Raw genomic sequence first — 2,714 nt, forward strand, 5'->3', positions numbered from 1 at the left:
GGCATATGCAGTCGACCCGCCAGGTCATCTTCGAGGATTGCAAGGTGCCGGCCGAGAACCTGCTTGCCACCGAAGGCGCGGGCTTCGGCATCGCCATGGCCGGGCTCGACGGCGGCCGGCTCAACATCGCCGCCTGCTCGCTGGGCGGCGCGCAGTCGGCGCTCGACAAGGCGCTCGCCTACACGAGCGAGCGCAAGGCCTTCGGATCGAAGATCAACCAGTTCCAGGCCCTGCAGTTCAGGCTGGCCGACATGGAGACGGAGCTGCAGGCGGCCCGCATCTTCCTCTATGCCGCCGCCTCGAAGCTCGATCGCAAGGCGCCGGATGCCGGCAAATGGTCGGCGATGGCCAAGCGCTTCGTCACCGACATCGGCTTCGACATCGCCAACGAGGCGCTGCAGTTGCATGGCGGCTACGGCTATCTGCACGATTACGGCATCGAGAAGCTGGTGCGTGATCTGCGCGTCCACCAGATCCTCGAAGGCACCAACGAGATCATGCGCGTCATCATCGCGCGAACGCTGATCGGCCGCTGAAGCAGCAAATTTCGGGAGACAACGATGGCAACGATCGCCTTCATCGGCCTTGGCAATATGGGCAACCCAATGGCTGCCAACCTCGTAAAGGCGGGGTATGCGGTGCAAGGCTTCGACCTCGTGCCGGAGAACCTCACGATCGCAAAAGAGCATGGCGTCACCGTCATGGCCAATGCCGTCGCCGCGGTGAAGGACGCCGACGTGGTGATCACCATGCTTCCCGCCGGCAAGCATGTGTTGTCGGTCTACGAGGACATCGCGCCCAAGGCGAAGAAAGGTGCCTTGCTGATCGATTCCTCGACCATCGATGTCGAATCGGCACGCAAGGCTCACGCCATTGCCGCCAGGCACGGCTTGCCTTCGATCGACGCGCCTGTGTCCGGCGGCACCGGCGGCGCCACCGCCGGCACGCTCACTTTCATGGCCGGCGGGTCGGATGCAGCATTCGCCTCTGCCGAGCCGATCCTGAAGCCGATGGCCGGCCGCATCGTTCATTGCGGCGGTGACGGCGCCGGCCAGGCCGCCAAGATCTGCAACAACATGATTCTCGGCATTTCGATGATCGGCGTCGCCGAAGCCTTTGTGCTCGCCGAGAAACTCGGCCTGTCGCACCAGGCGCTGTTCGACGTCGCCTCCACCTCCTCCGGCCAGTGCTGGTCACTGACCACTTACTGCCCGGTGCCCGGCCCTGTTCCGGCGTCGCCCGCCAACCGCGACTACAAGCCGGGTTTTGCTGCCGCCCTCATGCTCAAGGACCTGAAATTGTCGCAGGAAGCCGCGCAAAGCGCCGGCGCCGTGACGCCCCTGGGCGCCGAGGCGACGCAGCTCTACGCTCTGTTCAATGCGCAGGGCAACGCAGGCGCCGACTTTTCCGGCATCATAAATTTCCTGCGCGGCGATCAAACCTAAGCAGCTGCTTGCAAAGGGTTATTAGCAAATTTTTTCGACAGAAATCCGGCAAATTTAGATTTGCTTAAGGTCTCGCTAACTCACCGGTAACGATGTGCCTTTAAAACGGACTGCGAGGCGGACATCGCAACCGCCCGGCGCTCCGGATCAGGTCTCGCGTACCGGAGCCCGTAAGTTTCGCAGGTCTCGAGTAGCGAAACGCCATGCGTATCTGGCAAAGCCGCGTTCCCTTCTGGGACGCGGTTTTTGCGTCTGGGCAAGGCTTCGCTGCAGATTCGGGTCGCCGGGCACCCTCCAGCAAGGGCGCCCGGCTGTGTTTTCTCAGCGCTTCCGCAAATCCGCCTCCGCAAGGTCGAGCGCCTTGGCGATGCGCTCGCAGGCCATGTCGATGGTGTCGCGCGTCCAGATCAGCGGCGGCGACAGTATCATCGTGTCGCCGGTGGCGCGCAGCATCATGCCCTGCGAGATCGCGTGATCGCGCACGACGACCGCCGCACTTCCCGACGGCAGGTATCGTTCCTTGGTCGCCTTGTCCTTGACGATCTCTATCGCACCCATAAGACCGATCGAGCGCACCTCGCCGACCAGCCTGTGGCCGGCGATGCGCTCCTGCAGCGCTTGCGCGAAATAGGGACCGGTGTCGGTCCTGACGCGCTCGACCAGACCTTCCCGTTCAATGATCTCGAGGTTCTTCAGGGCCACCGCGCACGCGACCGGGTGACCGGAATAGGTGTAGCCGTGGTAGAACTCGCCGCCCTTTTGGACGAGCGTCCTGCTGATGCGGTCGCCGACCAGGAGCGCCGACAGCGGCTGGTAGCCGGAGGTCAGCGCCTTGGCGGTGGTGATGGTGTCGGGCTGGACGTCAAAGGTCTGCGCCGCGAACCATTCGCCGGTGCGGCCATAGCCGGTAATCACCTCGTCGAGCATCAAGAGCACATCGTATTTGCGGCAGATGCGCTGCACCTCCGGCCAGTAGCTGATCGGCGGGATTTTCACACCGCCCGCACCCATCACCGGCTCGCCGATAAAGGCGGCGACCTTGTCGGCGCCGACTTCGAGGATGGCGTCCTCGACGGCCTTGGCGGCGCGCAGGCCGAAATCGTGGTCGCTTTCGCCGGGCAGCGCGAGCTCATAGGCATAGGGCATCATCACATGGACGATGTTCGGCACCGCGCCGCCGAGCTGCTTGTGCATGGGCTCCATGCCGCCGAGCGAGGTGCCGGCGATCGTCGAGCCGTGATAGGCCATCTTGCGCGAGATGATCCGGTT

The 2,714-nt window shown here is 63.8% G+C and carries 3 protein-coding genes; 2 read left to right on the forward strand and 1 reads right to left on the reverse strand.

What is annotated here, in order from left to right; genetic code table 11:
• Both EOA79_RS31215 and mmsB read left to right on the forward strand, forming a co-directional pair.
• A partial coding sequence (locus tag EOA79_RS31215; protein ID WP_281060307.1) for an acyl-CoA dehydrogenase family protein occupies positions 1–536 on the forward strand: 536 nt, incomplete at its 5' end.
• A 24-nt stretch (positions 537–560) separates the two neighbouring features.
• Entirely contained in the window at positions 561–1,445 is an 885-nt protein-coding gene (mmsB, locus tag EOA79_RS31220) for a 3-hydroxyisobutyrate dehydrogenase (RefSeq protein WP_095778484.1), read from the forward strand.
• Between the two features lie 321 nt (positions 1,446–1,766).
• Here mmsB and EOA79_RS31225 read toward each other — a convergent pair.
• Positions 1,767–2,714, reverse strand: a 948-nt coding sequence (locus EOA79_RS31225) for an aminotransferase class III-fold pyridoxal phosphate-dependent enzyme (protein ID WP_128293641.1), incomplete at its 5' end; no start/stop codon positions are given.

It is taken from the genome of Mesorhizobium sp. M1A.F.Ca.IN.020.03.2.1 (assembly GCF_004023205.1).
Lineage (GTDB): Bacteria > Pseudomonadota > Alphaproteobacteria > Rhizobiales > Rhizobiaceae > Mesorhizobium.